A 16,393-nucleotide genomic window follows, 5' to 3' on the forward strand; every position below is an offset into this window, starting at 1 on the left:
GATTCCCATGACAGTTCCAGAAATCCGCATTCGCGAACTCAACCAGTGCTCACTGCAACAGGACGGCGATTTTGTTCTGTACTGGATGATCGCCAATCGACGAACCCGCTATAATTACAGTCTGCAGCGAGCGGTGGACCTCAGTAAAGAACTCAATAAGCCTCTGCTTGTGTTCGAAGCGCTTCGCTGCGGCTACGAGTGGGCCAGCGACCGTCTGCATCGATTCATCCTGCAGGGAATGGCCGACAACCGGGACAGTTTGCTGGACAGCCCCGTGGGTTACTACTGTTATGTAGAACCCAAAGCCGGTCATGGCTCGGGACTGCTGTCGGCTTTGGCAACAAAGGCCTGCGCGGTCGTCACCGATGACTTCCCCTGTTTCTTCATTCCCCAGATGTTGAAGTCAGTCGCGTCGCGTTTAACAGTCCGGCTGGAAGCCATCGATTCCAACGGTCTCCTGCCGTTGCGAGCCGCTTCGCAGATTTATCCGACCGCCTACGCGTTTCGCCGCTTTCTGCACAAAACGCTGCCAGACCATCTGGATCAGAGCCCTAAAATTAACCCGCAGTCGCACATCGAACTTTCCGCATTCTCATCAGTACCAGATGAGATTCTGGAACGCTGGCCGATGGCATCGGAGCAACTCTTACAGGCGACTCCCGAAGTCCTGGCGGACCTGCCCCTTGATCATCAGGTCGGCCCGGCTGACTTTGATGGGGGGATGCAGGCTGCGAGTAAAACGCTCAAACAGTTTCTTGACGTGCGGTTTGAACGGTATGCAGAGGAACGCAATCTACCGGAAGAAGAGGTCACCAGTGGACTCTCGCCTTACCTGCACTTCGGTCATATCTCAGCCCATGAAGTGTTCAAGCGCGTCGCCGACCGGGAAGACTGGAACTTTGCAAAAGTAATGGATCAGAAAGCGACTGGCAAACGGGCCGGCTGGTGGCAAATGAGTGAAACCGCCGAGGGATTTCTGGACGAATTGATCACCTGGCGCGAACTGGGTTATAACATGTGCTGGCAGCGTGACGATTACGATCAGTATGCATCACTACCCGACTGGGCGCGAACGACACTCGAAGAACACGCCGCTGATAAACGCGATCCCTGCTACACGCTGGAAGAATTCGAACAGGCCCGTACCCACGATGAACTCTGGAATGCCGCCCAGACACAACTGGTTACGGAAGGTCGACTGCATAATTACATGCGGATGCTCTGGGGCAAGAAAATTCTGCACTGGTCTGAATCTCCGCAGGCGGCGCTGGAGATCATGATGCACCTCAACAACAAATACGCGGTCGATGGTCGGAACCCGAATTCCTATTCGGGCATCTTCTGGTGCTTAGGCCGTTATGATCGTGCCTGGGGCCCCGAGCGACCGATCTTCGGAAAAATCCGCTACATGACCTGCGAAAACACGGCCCGTAAATTCAGCGTGGACGGTTACCTGGAACGTTTCAGCAAAGAAAAGCGGCAAGGCTCTCTGTTCGATTGAAGTCACATCGCTGGAACGTTTAAACTGACTCTCCAGTAATAATGTATCCAGGTGACGGTCGGCTTAACGGGAACTTCGGTTTTGAACAGACATCTATTCGAGGGAACGGTACCCTACTACGCGCGTTACCGCGTTCCCTATCCACAGGCACTTCTGTCACAGGTCTGCGAACAGGCGCGATTGGCCAACAGAGGCCGACTGCTGGACCTGGGCTGTGGCACGGGGGAACTCGCGATCCGCCTGGCGCCCCGCTTTCAGGACGTGATCGCCGTCGATCCTGATACGGAAATGCTGGCAGCCGCACAACAGAAAGCTCAGAATCAGCGGGTCACCAACATTCAATGGCTTCATCAGAGTGCCGAGCAGTTGACCGCGGAACCGAATTCTTTCGAGTTGATCACGATCGGTGCCGCCTTCCACTGGATGGACCGTCCCATCATGGCGCCGCGCATCCGCAGTTGGCTCCAGCCGCAGCAGCCCCTGGTCATTTTGGGTTACACCAGCATCTGGAGCGGCAACGCCGACTGGCATCCCCTGGTCCGCACTGTCTTAAAACGCTGGCTGGGCGAAAAACGACGCGCGGGTTCCGGTGAATTCAACAATCTCGCGGCTCCGCATGAACTGGTCTTAATCGACGCCGGTTACCAACTGGAAGAAATAAAATACGAGCATCCGCAGACCTGGACTTTGGACGACCTGCTGGGCAACCTGTATTCGACGTCCTTCGCCTCCCCCGCCGTTCTGGGCGAGAAGCAAGCGGACTTCGAAGCCGACCTGCGAGCCACCCTGCTCGACTTTAACCCCAGCGGCGTCTATGAGGAACAGATGACGTTTTATGCGCTGCTTGCGCGGCACGAGTAAAAAACGACCTTCAGGTTGAGAATCTGGAAGTGTTGAGATTTTTTTATGCGGGCGGAAAAAAAAAGTAATCAGTGGCTACTGGATACCGGCAGTGACGCGATGAACTCGTCGAAGACGCGGCGGTACTCTTCCGGTTGAGGATCGTTATGCCCTGCTCCCGGGATGACGATAAACTGTTTCGGCCCCCCGGCTGCGTCGAAGAGTTTCCGTCCCAGTTCGATTGGGATCAATAGATCTTTGTCGCCATGACTTTGCAGCAAGGGTCCCGAATAGTTCCCGATCTTTCCGGCTGAGTTCAATCGCTGAGTCATATTCAGGCTCGGAAAAATCCACGGCATATGGTGAGCCGCGGCATCGGGAAGCGATGAGAATGTGCTGGCAAGAACCAGCCCCCGCGCGCCGTCTTGTGCCGCCAGATCCACGGCGACCGCTCCTCCCAGCGAACGGCCCATGAGTACGATTTCCGTTTCCTCAACACCAGCACGCGAAGCCAGCCAGGCGCGGGCCGCACGCGCATCCTGCAAGATACCGCGTTCGCTCGGTTTGCCTTCACTCTTGCCGTATCCCCGGTAATCAAAAGTCATGATCGCGAGGCCATGACGCTCCTGCAGGATCTTTAATGTTTCGCCTCGACTGACGATGTTCCCCGCGTTGCCATGACAGAACAGCGCCACCGCACGTGGTTTCGGGTGTCCCAGAAACCAGCCATGCAGCCGCGTCCCGTCCTCTGTTTCGAACCAGGCATCTTCGAAAGGAAGATTCTCTGGAAGCGAATCCGATTCGGGAAATGGCCGAGGCTGATAAACCAGCGCACGTTCCACGGGAACCAGCGGCGACAGCGGCCCCAGGGAGGCACAACCCACCAGCAGGAAAAGCAGCCCCCACACGAGTTGATAAGATAGGCGCATGAACATCTCCGGGAGAAAGAAGCGACGGAGAGTAAACGATCGGCAGCCAGCAAGTCAATGTTGATCTTGCTGAAAGCGTCTGATGGCATTCCTGAGGAATCAGCAGGAAACATACAACCGAATCATTCAAGGGTGTCTGATACACCAGCGACCTCAACGGAAGTTATGACTTCCCCCATAGCTGAAACAGATTTGATCCACTAAAATCAAACGTGCGTTCCGCTGCTGGAGAGTTCCAGATCCGGAACTCATTAACACGCTCAAGTGATTCGTATCTACTGTAATGAACAGGTACCTGATGACTCCTCCGGATAACAACTCTCTCACCTGGTATCAGCTCGACCTCAATCAAGTCGCGGAACGGCTGCAATCACCTGATCAGGGGCTGACGCTTTCTGAAGTGGAAACCCGCCGTGCGGAAGTTGGACTGAATGAACTGATCGAAAAACAGCGTAAATCCATCTGGATGATGTTTCTGGATCAGTTCAAGGATTTTATGATTCTGGTTCTGATCGCCGCCGCGATCATTTCCGGGGTGATCGGAGAAGTGGCCGACACCATCGCGATTACAGTCATCGTACTGCTCAATGCCATTCTGGGCTTCATCCAGGAATACCGGGCAGAGAAAGCCATGGCGGCTTTGAAAAAAATGGCGGCTCCTTCTGCAAACGTCGTGCGAGACGACAAAATCGAGACCGTTCCGGTAGGGCAACTCGTCCCCGGTGACCGGGTCCTGCTGGAGGCAGGCAACATTGTGCCCGCAGACTTGCGACTGACAGAAGCGGTTCAGTTACAGATCAATGAAGCTGCCTTAACGGGTGAATCGTTGACCGTCGAAAAGGTCACACAGGCCCTTCCCGAAGCAGACCTCCCCCTCGGCGACCGGAAAAACCTTGCCTTTAAAGGCACCTTGATCACCAAAGGTCGCGGCCAGGGAATTGTGACCGAAACGGGCATGCAGACACAACTGGGACAGATCGCCACGTTGCTCCAGGATCAGGAAGAAGGACGCACACCCCTGCAGAAACGCCTGGCCACGTTCGGCAAGAAACTCGCGTATGTGATACTGGCGATCTGCGCGATTGTCTTTATCGCGGGTCTGTCCAGGGGGGAACCGCCGCTGCTGATGTTGCTGACGTCGATCTCCCTGGCGGTCGCTGCGATCCCGGAAGCACTACCCGCGGTGATTACGATTTCACTGGCGCTGGGGGCACGTAAGCTCGTCAAGCAACAGGCGCTCATCCGCAAACTTCCTGCCGTCGAAACGCTGGGGTCAGTCTCTTATATCTGCACCGATAAAACCGGAACCCTTACACAGAACCGGATGACCGTCGAACAGGTTTATCTCAACGGCGAACTCGTCGCTCCGGACGAACTCCCTGTGACAGTTGAGGAATCCCAGACTGACCAGAGTCTCGCAGAGCGATCCCATCCCGAATTGCTGCTCTGTGCGCTGGCACTCTGTAACGACACCCGACTGGACGGCGACGATGAGGCCATCGGCGATCCGACTGAAACGGCTCTGTTTGAACTGGCGCGGGAGAAAGGCTTTCTGCGCGAGTCACTGGAAAAAACATTTCCCCGTCTGGCCGAGATCCCCTTCGATGCCGAACGCAAGCTGATGACCACCTTTCATCCCTGGAGTGAGGGCCAGGTTGTTTCCATTACAAAAGGGGCCGCTGAAGAAATCGTAGCCCGCTCGACTCATGAGTATTCCCCGGCGGAGCAGATCGAGATCAACCAGGAACAGGTCCAGAGCACTGCAGAACAGATTGCCGGAGAAGGTTTGAGAACCCTGGGCTTCGGACTGCGGATCTGGAACGCTGTCCCGGAAACACTCATACCGGAAGAGGTGGAATCCGCATTGACCCTGGCCGGGCTGATCGGAATGCTGGATCCTCCCCGGCCGGAAGTAGCGGAATCGGTGGCTCTCTGTCGCTCGGCCGGCATCCATCCGGTGATGATTACCGGCGATCATCCCCTGACCGCGGAGATGATTGCCCGGCGGGTGGGGATTCTCGATGAACAGGAGAAAGGCGTCGTGCTTACAGGTCGGCAGCTCGAACAGATGTCCCTGGAAGCATTGGAATGCCAGGTTGAAAAAGTTCAGGTCTATGCCCGTGTCTCTCCGCAACAGAAATTGAAAATCGTGCAGGCTCTGCAGGATCGGGGACACTTTGTCGCAATGACGGGGGACGGCGTGAATGATGCGCCGGCATTGAAACGGGCCGACATCGGAGTGGCGATGGGCATTACCGGCACTGACGTCTCCCGGGAAGCAGCGCATATGATTCTGCTGGATGACAATTTTGCCACGATCGTCAAGACCGTCAGGGAAGGCCGTCGGATCTTCGATAACATTCGCAAATTTATCAAATACACAATGACCAGTAACCTGGGTGAGATCTGGACGATCTTCCTGGCGCCGCTGCTGGGTCTGCCGATCCCGCTGCTGCCGATTCATATTTTATGGATCAATCTCGTCACCGACGGTGTTCCCGGCCTGGCCCTCACGGCTGAACCCGGAGAAAAAAACCTGATGCAGCGGCCGCCCCGCGATCCGAAAGAGAATATTTTCGCCCATGGCCTGGGCACGCATATCATCTGGGTCGGCCTGCTGATGGGAGCGGTCTCGGTGGTGACGCAGGCCTGGTTCATTGACCACAGCCAGGCGCACTGGCAGACCATGGTCTTCACGGTTCTCTGTCTGAGCCAGATGGGACACGTTCTGGCCATCCGCTCGGAACGGGAATCGTTCTTCTCTCAAGGACCGTTTACGAATAAACCACTGCTGGCAGCCGTGCTGCTGACTTTCATACTGCAGATGGCCACCATCTATGTTCCCGTTCTGAACCGCATTTTCAAAACCGTCCCCCTGACAGCGGGCGAACTTGCCATCACCCTTGCCCTCTCATCAATCGTATTCATCGCCGTCGAAGTCGAAAAAGCCTGCAAACGAATGCGGCAGCAGGATTAATCACACTCAAATATTTCAGGACTGACGTTCGGGTATAAAGTAAATGCCGGGGTTGAAAGGACCCCGTTGCTGAGAGACAATCATCCTGATAAATATTAAACAGATTCAAAAGTCTGGTGATCAATTGTTCGACAAAGTAACATTCCAACCGTTCAGGCGGTGTCGTGATGAAAATCGTCGGGTACATTCTGCTGGTATCTCTTTCCCTGCTGATCGTGCTGCTCGGCATGCCTAATGTCGAGCAAGGCCGCCTGGAATATCGCAATCAGTATGCCTTCCATCTGGCTCAACAAATCAAGACCGGAGCATTACCTCCCGATACGTTAGATCCGTGGGGTCAGAAATTCGAAATTGAACACACGCCAGCGAATGTGATGGTCGTCACTTCGCACGGCTCAAACGGGGTCTCACCAGCAGACGGCTACGATTCGGACGACATTTCCACTTCCATGTCGAATCCGCCTCACAAGAGGACGATGACTCGCAAGCAGACACAGATTTTCGCCACGCTTGCTTTGTCCCTTTGTCCCTGGCTGATAGTGTTGGCAGTTCGGTTTCATAGACGTGCTGCCTCTCCACTGGAAAGTGAGAGACTCTGAAGGGGGCTCATTTTTTTATTACCGAATTGAGGCAAAGGGGGCGGCCCCTGAATTTGCTTTCATCGTTTATTTTACTTCGGTGGGTCCGTGTCAGGGGGTAAGGGGAGCTTAGAGAAATCGATTTCGGGAACCTTCACAGGTTCAAGATTCTGCAGGAATTCCTTCGCTCGGTAGTCAGGATCAATAAAGTCGATGAGTCGGTACGAAAACACTTTGCCTCCACCAACCTGTCCATTCGCGATCTGCTCCACCAACACAAACCGTGAAATTTTTGCATGTTCGTTTTCCAGGTCGAATGTGTAGAACAGATCATGGCCTGCTTCTGTTGGCTGGATACGACAGCGGAGTAGGGGCCCCTGCTCTCCGTCTACTTCGAGCCTGCCTGTGCGAATGAAAGGAAACCGAGGATCGACCACAGCGGGGTCAGCCTTCGTGCTGACACAAATAGTGAAGCGGGTCGTGTTCTTATCGAGCGCCTGCATAGTGACGCCTTTACTGCCTGCAAGCTCTGGAGTCACGTCGATGTGTAACGTAATAGCGGACGCGGTCTGGGTGAAGCACGCAAGAACGAATGCGAAGAACAGTGGTCGCAGCATATCAATTCTCCATTTTGGGGTACGGTAAGCGGTCGTGTACTGAGAAGACGCGGCAGAAAAAGTTTTGTTCCACTCAATTTCAATTTCTGTCAGATCATGACCGAGATTACCGGGCTGATGGACCAGCGATGCACTTTTCTACACAAATGCATTGGCAACGAAAGTAGCAGCTCTGTAAAATCGAAAGGTGAGCCGAATCCCTTTAAGTGATTTAATTTATGGCGTTTTCGTTGAGAACTTAAAAGGGACAGCCCCCGAGCCTCTCTTCCCCATCGTTCGCTTTTAACTATAGAACAGTCCTGATTAGCCGCAGGGCGTTAGAGCCGGTTTTTATACCCGGATTTGCATGAACCGCGGCTAACGCCTTTCGGCTGATGCTGGATAATCAAAAGTGGTCAGCCCTCCGAATCCACTTACTTTTTATACATATGGCGAATGGAATCGACTATAAGAAGGCCAGCTTGTACACAATTGCTGCCATTGCAACAAAGAAAGCCATGCGAGCAATTTTTTCGAATGTTTCAGGTGGGTATTTTCTTTTCAAAATAATACTAAGTCCCAACCCGAGAAACCCTGCCAAGACCAGGATAAAGAAGGGGTAGCGATCCAGCCAATTGCCACCAGAAATAATCGGGGACACCGCATGCGTGATAAAAACCCCTAACACACCGAACATCATCGTATAATTTAAACAGTTGTAGAAAACGAATTTATTTTGTAACCGAAAACCAATTCGTAATCCTAATAGAGACCAGACAACAACAGTACAAATTAAGAATGTAAGTTGACCAGGCAGGAAAGCTCCCCCGACCATTCCAGCAAGAACGATCAGCAATACTACCAAATCGATAATGTAGTTTCTCATCTTCAATACCCAATCCTGGTACAAGTTATGATCTTCGTTTCCCAGCGAAAGCATACACACCTCACACTCACGGATGCCATAGTGCTTTGCCTTTGTATTTTGTGCCGATGGGGTAGCGGGTGTCGGGGACTGCGGCTGTGTTCATGATCTCTGCGATTCGCTGGACCACCTGGGGATGGTTGGCGGCGACGTCTCTGGATTCGCTCAGGTCCTGGTCTAAATTGTAAAGGGCGATTTCTCCCTGCTGGCCATGGCGGATGCCTTTCCAGTGGTTCCAGCGCACTGCCTGATCGTAGCGGGCGCGGCAGTGGCCGTAGTCCCAGTAGAGATAGTCGTGTTTGACTTTGAGAGGCTTACCTCGCAAGGCCGGCAGTATGGAGACGCCATCGAGATTCGCGGGAGCTTCGGCGCCTGCGAGTTCGGCAAAGGTGGGCAGCATGTCCTGGAAGGCGATGACTTCGTCGCTCACTTTGCCTGCGGGAATGGTGCCGGTCCAGCGTGCGATGAAGGGGACACGGATGCCCCCTTCGGTGAGATCGCGTTTAAAACCGCGCAGGGGGCCGTTCGTGCGGAGTTGCGCGGGAACGCCTCTGTGGCCGCCGTTATCGCTGGTGAACATGATCAGCGTGCGCTCGCTTAGCTGAAGCTCATTCACCAGAGACATGATCCGTCCCACATCGCGGTCCAGCCTGTGAATCATCGCGGCATATTTTTTCGATTTCGCATCCCAGTCCCGGTCTGAATAAGGTTCTGTGTCGGGTACCGCCAGACCGTGCGGGTCTTCTGCTTTCGCGGAAAAGTGAGGCAGCGTATAAGCCGCGTACAGAAAGAAAGGCTGGGCCGCGGAATCGCGAATGAATGTCAACGCACGGTCGGTCAGTAGATCATGACTGTATTGCTGCCGGGATTGGGTGTTCCCCGTCAGTTCCAAGCGGCCCTCATTGTCGTCCAGATACTCGGTAAAGTAATAATGCGCGTGGTCCTGATTCAGATAGCCGAACCACATGTCGAACCCCTGGTTGGTGGCCCGTCCGACCGTGCCTGCATCGCCCAGCGACCATTTACCCACGCCGCCACAGCGGTAATCAGATTTTTGCAGGACCTCGGCGATGGTCAGATCACGTTCCTGCAGATAGGTCGGGTAATGCGGGATGTTGTCCCGTGCGGGAGCGTGCCCGTTGTGGAGTCCGGTCAGCAGCACGGCCCGCGAAGCCGTACAGACGGAACCGCCCGCATAGGCTTGTGTGAACCGCGTTCCCTGGGCGGCTAACTGGTCGATGTGCGGGGTTTTCATCAGCTTCTGACCGTAACAGCCCAGGTCTCCATAACCCAGATCGTCGGCCATAATGAAAATGATATTCGGTCGCCCCCCTTTCGCGGCCTGCACCGAAGTTGGCAGACAGATCAGGCAGGCAATCAACCAGAACACTCGTGAACCTGAAATCAAATGCAGTCCGTTTCCGATTTCACTTACTGATTTTCTTCGCGCTGGTGTCGACATCTTCTTCCCATTCCTTCAAAGCCTGACTCATTGAATTCACGATTTCCGGGTGCTTCGCTGCCCGATTCTGCTGTTCCCCTAGATCCGTTTTCAAATGATACAGTTCACTGCGGTTGTTTTTGAGACAGAGCTTCCACTGCCCGCGACGCACAGCGCGGTTGTTTCCCATCCGCCAGAACAGGTCGCGGTCTGCTAAAGAACGTCCCGTTTGCCAGAGCGGTGACAGGTCAAGACCGTCGGTCTGGATATCGGCTTCAGGGACACCTGCTGCCTGCGCCAGGGTGGGCAGCAAATCCACCGAATGGGCGGTCTGGTCGGTCACGCCGGCGGTGATGATTCCCGGCCAGGCAATCAGGCAGGGCACACGATGACCGCCTTCATACAGGGTTGCTTTCTGTCCGCGCAAAGGACCATTGCTGGAGATGTTTTGAAAGTTTTTTCCATAGTTGAGATAACCGCCATTGTCTGAGGTGAAAATCACCAGCGTGTTCTGCTCCAGTTCCAGACGCCGCAGGGTAGACAGAATTTCCCCCACGCTCTGATCGAGCGACTCAATCATGGCTCTGGTATGAGGACTGACATTATTTGGGTCGGGAATGATACCCCATTTGTCAGCGTGATAGTCCTGCCCTGCTTTGCGGTGCGGCGGATCGTGGGGTCCCTGCCAGGGGAAGTGAATCGCCAGGTGCGGCACATAGAGAAAGAAAGGACGTGCGCGGTTGGCTTCCATAAATGCCGCGCTGTATTTGCTCAACAGATCGGCGGTGTATCCTTTTTCCATCTTGACTGTATTATTCAGCCACCAGTCCTGGTTACCGGAACGATCGACGTGAGTGTGGTGGTCGCCGTCTCCCGAGGTCAGGCCGCGAAACAGATCAAAGCCCTGGCTGGTGGGCAGCCAGGGAGGCTGGTAGCCCAGATGCCACTTCCCGAAACAGGCGGTCGCGTAGCCCTGTTGTTTGAGCAGTTCCGCCATCGTCACCGCCTGATGCGGCAGTCCGATATCGTGATTTGATTTCCCTGACAGAGCCGACTCGAACTGTGGCCCGAAACGCTGCTGGTACTGCCCCGTGAGCATCGCGGCCCGGGTAGGCGTGCACATCGCGCCGGCGGAATGAAAGTCGTTAAACTTCAGGCTGGCGGCAGACAGCCGATCAATGTGGGGCGTTTTAACATGTTTGTTTCCATAACAGCCCAGGTCGCCGTACCCGAGGTCGTCCGCCATGATGAGGACAATGTTCGGCGGTTGTTGTTCAGCAGCCGCGGAGGGCGACCACGCCAGCAGGCAACTAACGGTGATCAGCAGAGAAAACATAAGGGGACGCATGAGGGCCTGTGATTCCATGAAAAGAGAGCGCTGGTAGATGTTCAACTCTTTTCACTATAGCCGGTAGAAGCAGTCGATCACAACTTAAAATACGATAGAGAGCGGCGGTCTTTCGATGCCGCGCCCTGTGGTACAGATTCAGTCAGCTAAGTATGCCGGAATTCAGGCGGTAAACCATATCCCAGAGCCTGTCGATCTCACCATGTTCTATGACCTCGACCGGCTTTCGTGATTGAAACGCTTCATTGGGAGTATAAAACCAGTCACCGAGACAATCTGGGGTCACCACTTCACTCAATGCCTGGCACAGTCGCTTCACTTCAATGTAGTTACGCTGAAGTTTTTCTACTTTCTCTTTATTAGACTCGACCTTGGCGATTGCACGCACAGAAACATTGACAAGACGGGAAAACTTGTCTCTTGGTAGACCTAACATATGACGGAGTTCGAGTTTGGATTCATTTTGAAATACGATCACGCGAATGCCAAACAACCCAGGAATATTATAGTATTGTTTTTTTGGTGCTTTTTTTGATCTGGTAGTCATCAAATTACCTCTTCCCTTGCTCAAACAGCTCTAAAGCTATTATATCGTTACCCGAGAACCTGACAAGCACTTTTGCATGCATTTTTGCAAGATCATGGCCAGCCAGAGGGGTGAGGTGGTAAATCATCTTCTGCAATTAACCTGATATAATTCGGAGAAACGACGGCATCAGGATAAATAACAACATTTTGTCCCTCGCGATCTTGTGCAGATGGTACGAGCAATCCCTGAAAACCCGAAAGATACGCACCACGACCAATTGCCTGCGTCCATGATTCCTCTCCCTGGTCTTGAATCGCCTGCCAATCTTCTTCCAGTAACTCGGTAAGCGAAAATCCAAGTTTTCGACGCACGGAATACTCAGTCAGGTCTAAGAGAGACTTCGCTTTAAATTCGAAACCAGCGATGACACGAGGGCGAATGAAATGTTTATCGAATCCATATCTGCGAAACGCCTGGTAGCTCTCCCTGACCGCTGTTTATATGCTCAGAGATCCATAGATTGTTCTCAAGCCTGGGGGATTCCATCTTCCACCAAAGTAACTTGCACCATTACCAGAAATGAGATCATTTTTATTCGCATACTTAACCCCGGCCGAGCGAAAAGCGACTTCTTTTATCGCAATCGCATGGGGATGTATTTTTTCAATACGATCGAATAAATCCTGTACCCCGGGTGCATCTTCAGACAAAGTTGTCTGCCTCCCTGTAAAAAACCGGTTTCACAGTGCGGTTTAATCTAACGACTGTCCGTCATGGAATCGCGCTGGTTGACAGCCGACATGCGTTTCTGATTGAACTCCAGCATACGGAGACAGGTATTCCATCTCAATCATGAAGCTGTGAGAGAGAGCGGCGGTTTATCGGTGTCGCGCCCCGTGGTATAGATTCAGCAGGCGATACTTCTCTTCGGATTCCTGGTAATCGGCTTTTAGACGTTCCCAGGCTGCTTCGAGTTTTTTTGAAATGGTGAAGGCTCCGTCCGCAGCGGCGAGCTTTTTGTTTTCCTGCGGAGTTTCAGGATTGAAATATTCGTGTACGGTATTCAACTGGCGGCGCATCCGGTCGTAGAACTGGCTGGCATCGTATGACTCATAGAAGGGCAGAAGCGGGGCAGACTGTGCCTGAAAGAGCAAGCTGGCGTCCACTTCTGTCCGTTCGCGGGTTGTTTCAGCGGTCTGTTGTTCGGGAATGTGGATCAGCGGTTTAACGACGGCAGCCGGGACGGACATATCGAACGCATCCAGTTTGTAGATACTTTCGTATCCCTCAGTCGCATTGAGAAGGGTGCAACTAAAGCCCCACAAAACGAGTGCACAGAACAGTCGCTGCATGAATGAACTCCTTTCAAATAGAATCTGATTTATTGTGTATGATCAGCGACGATTCGAATTTAAGCCGTCACTTCAGAATTACAGAACCTGTAATCTGATCACATGACTGAACTGTCAGCGTTTTCCCGTCATCAGCCATTGCAACTCCAGCCGGGGTCGCGGCCACAGGAGATTCGGATCTGACTTTGCTGAGGGGCGGACCACGGGCGTAAACGGAAGCGACTGAGTCAGAAAGATTTGAGCAGGTTCCCGGATCTCAGTTTGATCCAGTTTCAGAGCTGTTTCGTCGACGAGATAAGACACATTTTCAGACGGAACCAGGGGCTCTATGACCGATGTGAGAACGGGAGTCTCGAAGGAATCCATTTCGTAAACGCTTTGCTGTCCGTCATCTGCGAACAGAGATGCGCATGCACAACAGAAAACGACTGTGAAACACGGTTTGAGCATCGTAAGCCTCCTGAAATCATCGGGCCGGAAAGAAGAACGTTGTTCAGAGCCGTGATGTAACAGAAAACCTGAAATGTGTCGAGACGATTTGTACCCTATTTAACCAGCTCAGACTGTGTCTCATTTTACTGTAACGTCTCGAGGGTCTTTTGGACCGGGTATAATAGATTGAGAGATGCTATGGTTGTTTTTGAGACGCTCTGGAAATCAATGCGCCTCCATGCAGTGGGAGTTGGTTTTGCTTTCGCGACTGGCGTCGGTCGTATTCTGCTGATCTATTAATCTCTCGACGCAATGCCGACCAGGCCCGAGGACAACGATATTGAAAATCGGGAGCATAGCCTATGGAGCTGCGGACTTGAGATTTCTGCCGGGACGATGGAAAGGTAAAGGTCTGCACGGGTACCTTGTGGCTCTCTTTCCCGGATCGCGGAGATTTTTCCCCATTGAATTTCTTTGTTACAACGGGTTGATCAATCACTTTCAACTCCGAAATCTGGATCGAATTTCTGTGTAACTTTGCTTTCACTCCTTGCCTGATGACCTCGTCTGCCACAAGAGATGGAGTGACATAACTGAGAACCATGAAAATTGCAAAGAGTCGGGCGATCATCATCTCTCTCCTGTGAAATGTGCATCCACGAACAGATACCGTTTTTCAGAATCAGTATAGCAGCAAATCTGGAGGCCGTCGAGAAGAATCGATCGAAACTCAATAGAGGGGTAAGCTGCCCAAGTTTTTAAATTCAGTAGAACCATCTAATTATAGAAACGGAGATAGTAGCTCACACATTCAATCCAGACAGATGCAACTATTACTGTTTCTCACAGAGGATGAGGAACCCTCTGAACCACAGGAGTGCGAACCCTGCCATTTCCTGTTGCCTGCGGCAATCCCGAATTACATTCGGGACCACCCACGGAAAGTTTCATCAGAATTGAAATCGAATTTCATTGAAAGATCTTTGATATCCAATCAGCTGATCTCAATAAATAGGCCAGATGCCGGGGGTGGCGAGTTCGAGGACGTGATTGTCGGGGTCGCGGAAGTAGAGGCTTTCTCCGCCGCGCGGCCAGCTGACGCGACTTTCGATTTCGACTCCGTTGGCTATCAGGCGGGCTTCCCACTTTTCGAAGTCGTCGCGTTCGATCGCGAAGGCAAAATGTACGGGGCCATCGCCGTCGTGCGGTGGAATCACGCCCCCTTCCAGATGGGCGGCGGTGTGGGTGGCGCCCCGTTTGAAGATCAGAAATACACTACGGTCGCCGGCGTTCATGGCACAAAACCGCTGGTCTTCTGCCATGATTTCAAATTCAAACAGCCGCTGGTAAAAGTCGATGGCGATCTGCAGATCATCAACATAAATGGCTGTTTCCAGCACGCCGTGCACTTTCACGAGTCTCTCTCCTGCTCAGGCTGCCTGGCCTGTTGTTTGTTGTTCTTCTGCTGCTGCGTACTGCAGGAGATCTCCTGGCTGACAATCCAGGTACTCACAAATCTTTTCCAGCGTCGCAAAGCGAATGCCTTTGACCTTTCCCGATTTTAACAGGGACAGGTTCTGTTCGGTGATTCCCACGTGCTTCGCCAGATCGCGGGAAGTCACTTTACGCTTCGCCAGCATTACATCCAGGGTAATATAAATTTGCATGATATCTTGATTAGCTTTCCGAAGCAGTACCGTTCTCTCATTCCACTATAACTGAATGTCACAGATCAGACCAGCGGTTAAACAATCTGGGCATGTTCTTCCGCGATCAGACTGGCTCGCTTTAGCAGATTCGCCAGCAGAAAGATCAGAGCTCCGACTGCGGCCAGGACGATCTGATTCGAACTGATGTTGATCGCCAGCATTTTCTGCCCCGGTGGATTATGCATGGTCAATAAGACGCTCAGAACAGCGCCACCGACAGGAGAGAGAAAAGCGGTGCCCATCAGTCCCAGGGCAAAGCGTTTGAGCAGGCGACTGTTTTGCGATCCCAGGTAATCTTCGGCACAACAGGCTTTGAGAAAACGATGTAAGGCAAACAGCCCCCAGTAGGTAGGCGTGATCAGCAGAGCCGTGACCAGTACCATGCCCAATCTTGAGGAAACCGGCAGCGGAAAGGGAATGGCTTTCACAGGGATCATGCCGTTCTGCGCAGCGATCAGGTCGGCACAAAACCAGACCCAGAGTAAAAATGCAGGCAGCAGCCACAGTGACAGCGCACACAGATAATACAGAATGCGGCAAATGACACTGGTACGATCTTTTCGAGCCATCTCAGGAATCCTTTCCAAATGGTTTTAATGTAAGACGGCGAATTTTTATCGTTTTACGATAAACACTGCAATCCCAGTTTCGTGCGTTTTTTATAGAATTGGTTCCGTTTTTTCATCTGAGTCGAACATGCTGCAATGCGGTAGAATGGAACACACGTCGTACCTGCTGTGATTGAGCACTCTCGGGCAAGCCGACAGATGGCATCCGCATGGGAGAGAGGACCACGGAGGGAGAGTACATTGAGTTTTATTATAGTTGTGGGGTTCAATCTATGATTCGATCTATTGACTGTTGTCAGTGGTTCTGTTGCATGTTGGATTATTTTGTGGAAAGGCATGAGGAGGTCAAGGGAATGAACAATAAATTGTGGCGATCTGTCTTGATATGGGCACGATACTGGTGTGAGCAGTGGTGGTGCCATGGTGAAAGACTCCGATGTGCGGCGACCCGCAGGCATACATCGGGAACAGATGCTTTTTTGCAAACTGATTATCTGGAAAAAAGGGGCTTATTTATGGTGAAGATCAAGAACCAGTGGCCCGTGTTTCAGTGCACTGTAAACTGGTCACGCGCGCGACTCACTTTGGCGCATATCCTCGGCAGCGGCAGGCGGGTGTCAAGTCGAATCTGATCAGTGACTGAGTCGCTGATTGGGGACGGAAGTCA

The 16,393-nt window shown here is 52.7% G+C and carries 16 protein-coding genes and 1 pseudogene; 4 read left to right on the forward strand and 13 right to left on the reverse strand.

Annotated features, from left to right (window positions below; translation table 11 throughout):
* Positions 1–7: 7 nt before the first annotated feature.
* Entirely contained in the window at positions 8–1,501 is a 1,494-nt protein-coding gene (locus Pan161_RS22395; RefSeq protein WP_145230986.1) for a cryptochrome/DNA photolyase family protein, read from the forward strand.
* An 81-nt stretch (positions 1,502–1,582) separates the two neighbouring features.
* Positions 1,583–2,362 carry a class I SAM-dependent methyltransferase gene (locus Pan161_RS22400; protein WP_197995471.1) on the forward strand — a complete coding sequence of 260 codons (780 nt, stop codon included), beginning with the start codon at positions 1,583–1,585 and terminating at the stop codon, positions 2,360–2,362.
* Positions 2,363–2,430: 68 nt separating this feature from the next.
* Here Pan161_RS22400 and Pan161_RS22405 read toward each other — a convergent pair whose 3' ends face one another.
* Positions 2,431–3,270 carry an alpha/beta hydrolase gene (locus Pan161_RS22405; protein WP_145230988.1) on the reverse strand — a complete coding sequence of 280 codons (840 nt, stop codon included), beginning with the start codon at positions 3,268–3,270 and terminating at the stop codon, positions 2,431–2,433.
* 298 nt (positions 3,271–3,568) lie between these two features.
* Here Pan161_RS22405 and Pan161_RS22410 point away from each other — a divergent pair, with 298 nt between their 5' ends.
* Positions 3,569–6,247, forward strand: coding sequence for a cation-translocating P-type ATPase (locus Pan161_RS22410; protein ID WP_232103414.1), 2,679 nt, complete (start codon positions 3,569–3,571; stop codon positions 6,245–6,247).
* A 167-nt stretch (positions 6,248–6,414) separates the two neighbouring features.
* Positions 6,415–6,846, forward strand: coding sequence for a hypothetical protein (locus Pan161_RS22415; RefSeq protein ID WP_145230990.1), 432 nt, complete (start codon positions 6,415–6,417; stop codon positions 6,844–6,846).
* Positions 6,847–6,917: 71 nt separating this feature from the next.
* On the opposite strand, the gene Pan161_RS22420 is transcribed toward Pan161_RS22415, so the two are convergent.
* From Pan161_RS22420 to Pan161_RS22475, 12 genes and pseudogenes are all read right to left on the reverse strand, one after another.
* Complete coding sequence (locus Pan161_RS22420; protein WP_145230991.1) at positions 6,918–7,442, reverse strand: hypothetical protein; 525 nt, start codon at positions 7,440–7,442, stop codon at positions 6,918–6,920.
* A 445-nt stretch (positions 7,443–7,887) separates the two neighbouring features.
* Positions 7,888–8,307, reverse strand: a complete 420-nt coding sequence (locus tag Pan161_RS22425) for a hypothetical protein (protein WP_145230992.1) — start codon at positions 8,305–8,307, stop codon at positions 7,888–7,890.
* A gap of 67 nt (positions 8,308–8,374) precedes the next feature.
* Complete coding sequence (locus Pan161_RS22430; RefSeq protein WP_232103415.1) at positions 8,375–9,808, reverse strand: arylsulfatase; 1,434 nt, start codon at positions 9,806–9,808, stop codon at positions 8,375–8,377.
* A complete protein-coding gene (locus Pan161_RS22435; RefSeq protein ID WP_197995472.1) occupies positions 9,774–11,135 on the reverse strand; it encodes a sulfatase-like hydrolase/transferase in 1,362 nt (453 codons plus the stop codon). The genes Pan161_RS22430 and Pan161_RS22435 overlap by 35 nt, the downstream gene beginning before the upstream one ends.
* Before the next feature lie 142 nt (positions 11,136–11,277).
* Positions 11,278–11,682, reverse strand: coding sequence for a hypothetical protein (locus Pan161_RS22440; RefSeq protein ID WP_145230994.1), 405 nt, complete (start codon positions 11,680–11,682; stop codon positions 11,278–11,280).
* Between the two features lie 92 nt (positions 11,683–11,774).
* A pseudogene (locus Pan161_RS31455) lies at positions 11,775–12,374 on the reverse strand (RES family NAD+ phosphorylase).
* A 168-nt stretch (positions 12,375–12,542) separates the two neighbouring features.
* Positions 12,543–13,016 (reverse strand): hypothetical protein, encoded by a 474-nt coding sequence (locus Pan161_RS22450; RefSeq protein ID WP_145230996.1) that lies wholly within the window; start codon positions 13,014–13,016, stop codon positions 12,543–12,545.
* A 114-nt stretch (positions 13,017–13,130) separates the two neighbouring features.
* The gene (locus Pan161_RS22455; protein WP_145230997.1) at positions 13,131–13,466 is read right to left on the reverse strand and encodes a hypothetical protein; all 336 of its coding nucleotides are present in this window, start codon (positions 13,464–13,466) and stop codon (positions 13,131–13,133) included.
* 178 nt (positions 13,467–13,644) lie between these two features.
* Complete coding sequence (locus tag Pan161_RS22460; protein WP_145230998.1) at positions 13,645–14,082, reverse strand: hypothetical protein; 438 nt, start codon at positions 14,080–14,082, stop codon at positions 13,645–13,647.
* Between the two features lie 370 nt (positions 14,083–14,452).
* On the reverse strand, positions 14,453–14,863 hold the full coding sequence (locus Pan161_RS22465) for a VOC family protein (RefSeq protein WP_145230999.1): 411 nt from the start codon (positions 14,861–14,863) through the stop codon (positions 14,453–14,455).
* A gap of 15 nt (positions 14,864–14,878) precedes the next feature.
* Positions 14,879–15,115: a helix-turn-helix domain-containing protein gene (locus tag Pan161_RS22470; RefSeq protein ID WP_145231000.1), complete on the reverse strand. Its 237-nt coding sequence runs from the start codon at positions 15,113–15,115 to the stop codon at positions 14,879–14,881.
* A gap of 77 nt (positions 15,116–15,192) precedes the next feature.
* Positions 15,193–15,726, reverse strand: a complete 534-nt coding sequence (locus Pan161_RS22475) for a DUF2975 domain-containing protein (protein WP_145231001.1) — start codon at positions 15,724–15,726, stop codon at positions 15,193–15,195.
* Positions 15,727–16,393 lie beyond the last annotated feature (667 nt).

The sequence above is a fragment of the Gimesia algae genome, assembly GCF_007746795.1.
GTDB lineage: Bacteria > Planctomycetota > Planctomycetia > Planctomycetales > Planctomycetaceae > Gimesia > Gimesia algae.

Coding starts and splice junctions, on each gene's coding strand:
- Pan161_RS22395 (WP_145230986.1), top strand. CDS start 8: ATGACAGTTCCAGAAATCCGCATTCGCGAACTCAACCAGTGCTCACTG.
- Pan161_RS22405 (WP_145230988.1), bottom strand. CDS start 3,270: ATGCGCCTATCTTATCAACTCGTGTGGGGGCTGCTTTTCCTGCTGGTG.
- Pan161_RS22410 (WP_232103414.1), top strand. CDS start 3,569: ATGACTCCTCCGGATAACAACTCTCTCACCTGGTATCAGCTCGACCTC.
- Pan161_RS22415 (WP_145230990.1), top strand. CDS start 6,415: ATGAAAATCGTCGGGTACATTCTGCTGGTATCTCTTTCCCTGCTGATC.
- Pan161_RS22420 (WP_145230991.1), bottom strand. CDS start 7,442: ATGCTGCGACCACTGTTCTTCGCATTCGTTCTTGCGTGCTTCACCCAG.
- Pan161_RS22425 (WP_145230992.1), bottom strand. CDS start 8,307: ATGAGAAACTACATTATCGATTTGGTAGTATTGCTGATCGTTCTTGCT.
- Pan161_RS22430 (WP_232103415.1), bottom strand. CDS start 9,808: ATGTCGACACCAGCGCGAAGAAAATCAGTAAGTGAAATCGGAAACGGA.
- Pan161_RS22435 (WP_197995472.1), bottom strand. CDS start 11,135: ATGCGTCCCCTTATGTTTTCTCTGCTGATCACCGTTAGTTGCCTGCTG.
- Pan161_RS22440 (WP_145230994.1), bottom strand. CDS start 11,682: ATGACTACCAGATCAAAAAAAGCACCAAAAAAACAATACTATAATATT.
- Pan161_RS22450 (WP_145230996.1), bottom strand. CDS start 13,016: ATGCAGCGACTGTTCTGTGCACTCGTTTTGTGGGGCTTTAGTTGCACC.
- Pan161_RS22455 (WP_145230997.1), bottom strand. CDS start 13,466: ATGCTCAAACCGTGTTTCACAGTCGTTTTCTGTTGTGCATGCGCATCT.
- Pan161_RS22460 (WP_145230998.1), bottom strand. CDS start 14,082: ATGATGATCGCCCGACTCTTTGCAATTTTCATGGTTCTCAGTTATGTC.
- Pan161_RS22470 (WP_145231000.1), bottom strand. CDS start 15,115: ATGCAAATTTATATTACCCTGGATGTAATGCTGGCGAAGCGTAAAGTG.
- Pan161_RS22475 (WP_145231001.1), bottom strand. CDS start 15,726: ATGGCTCGAAAAGATCGTACCAGTGTCATTTGCCGCATTCTGTATTAT.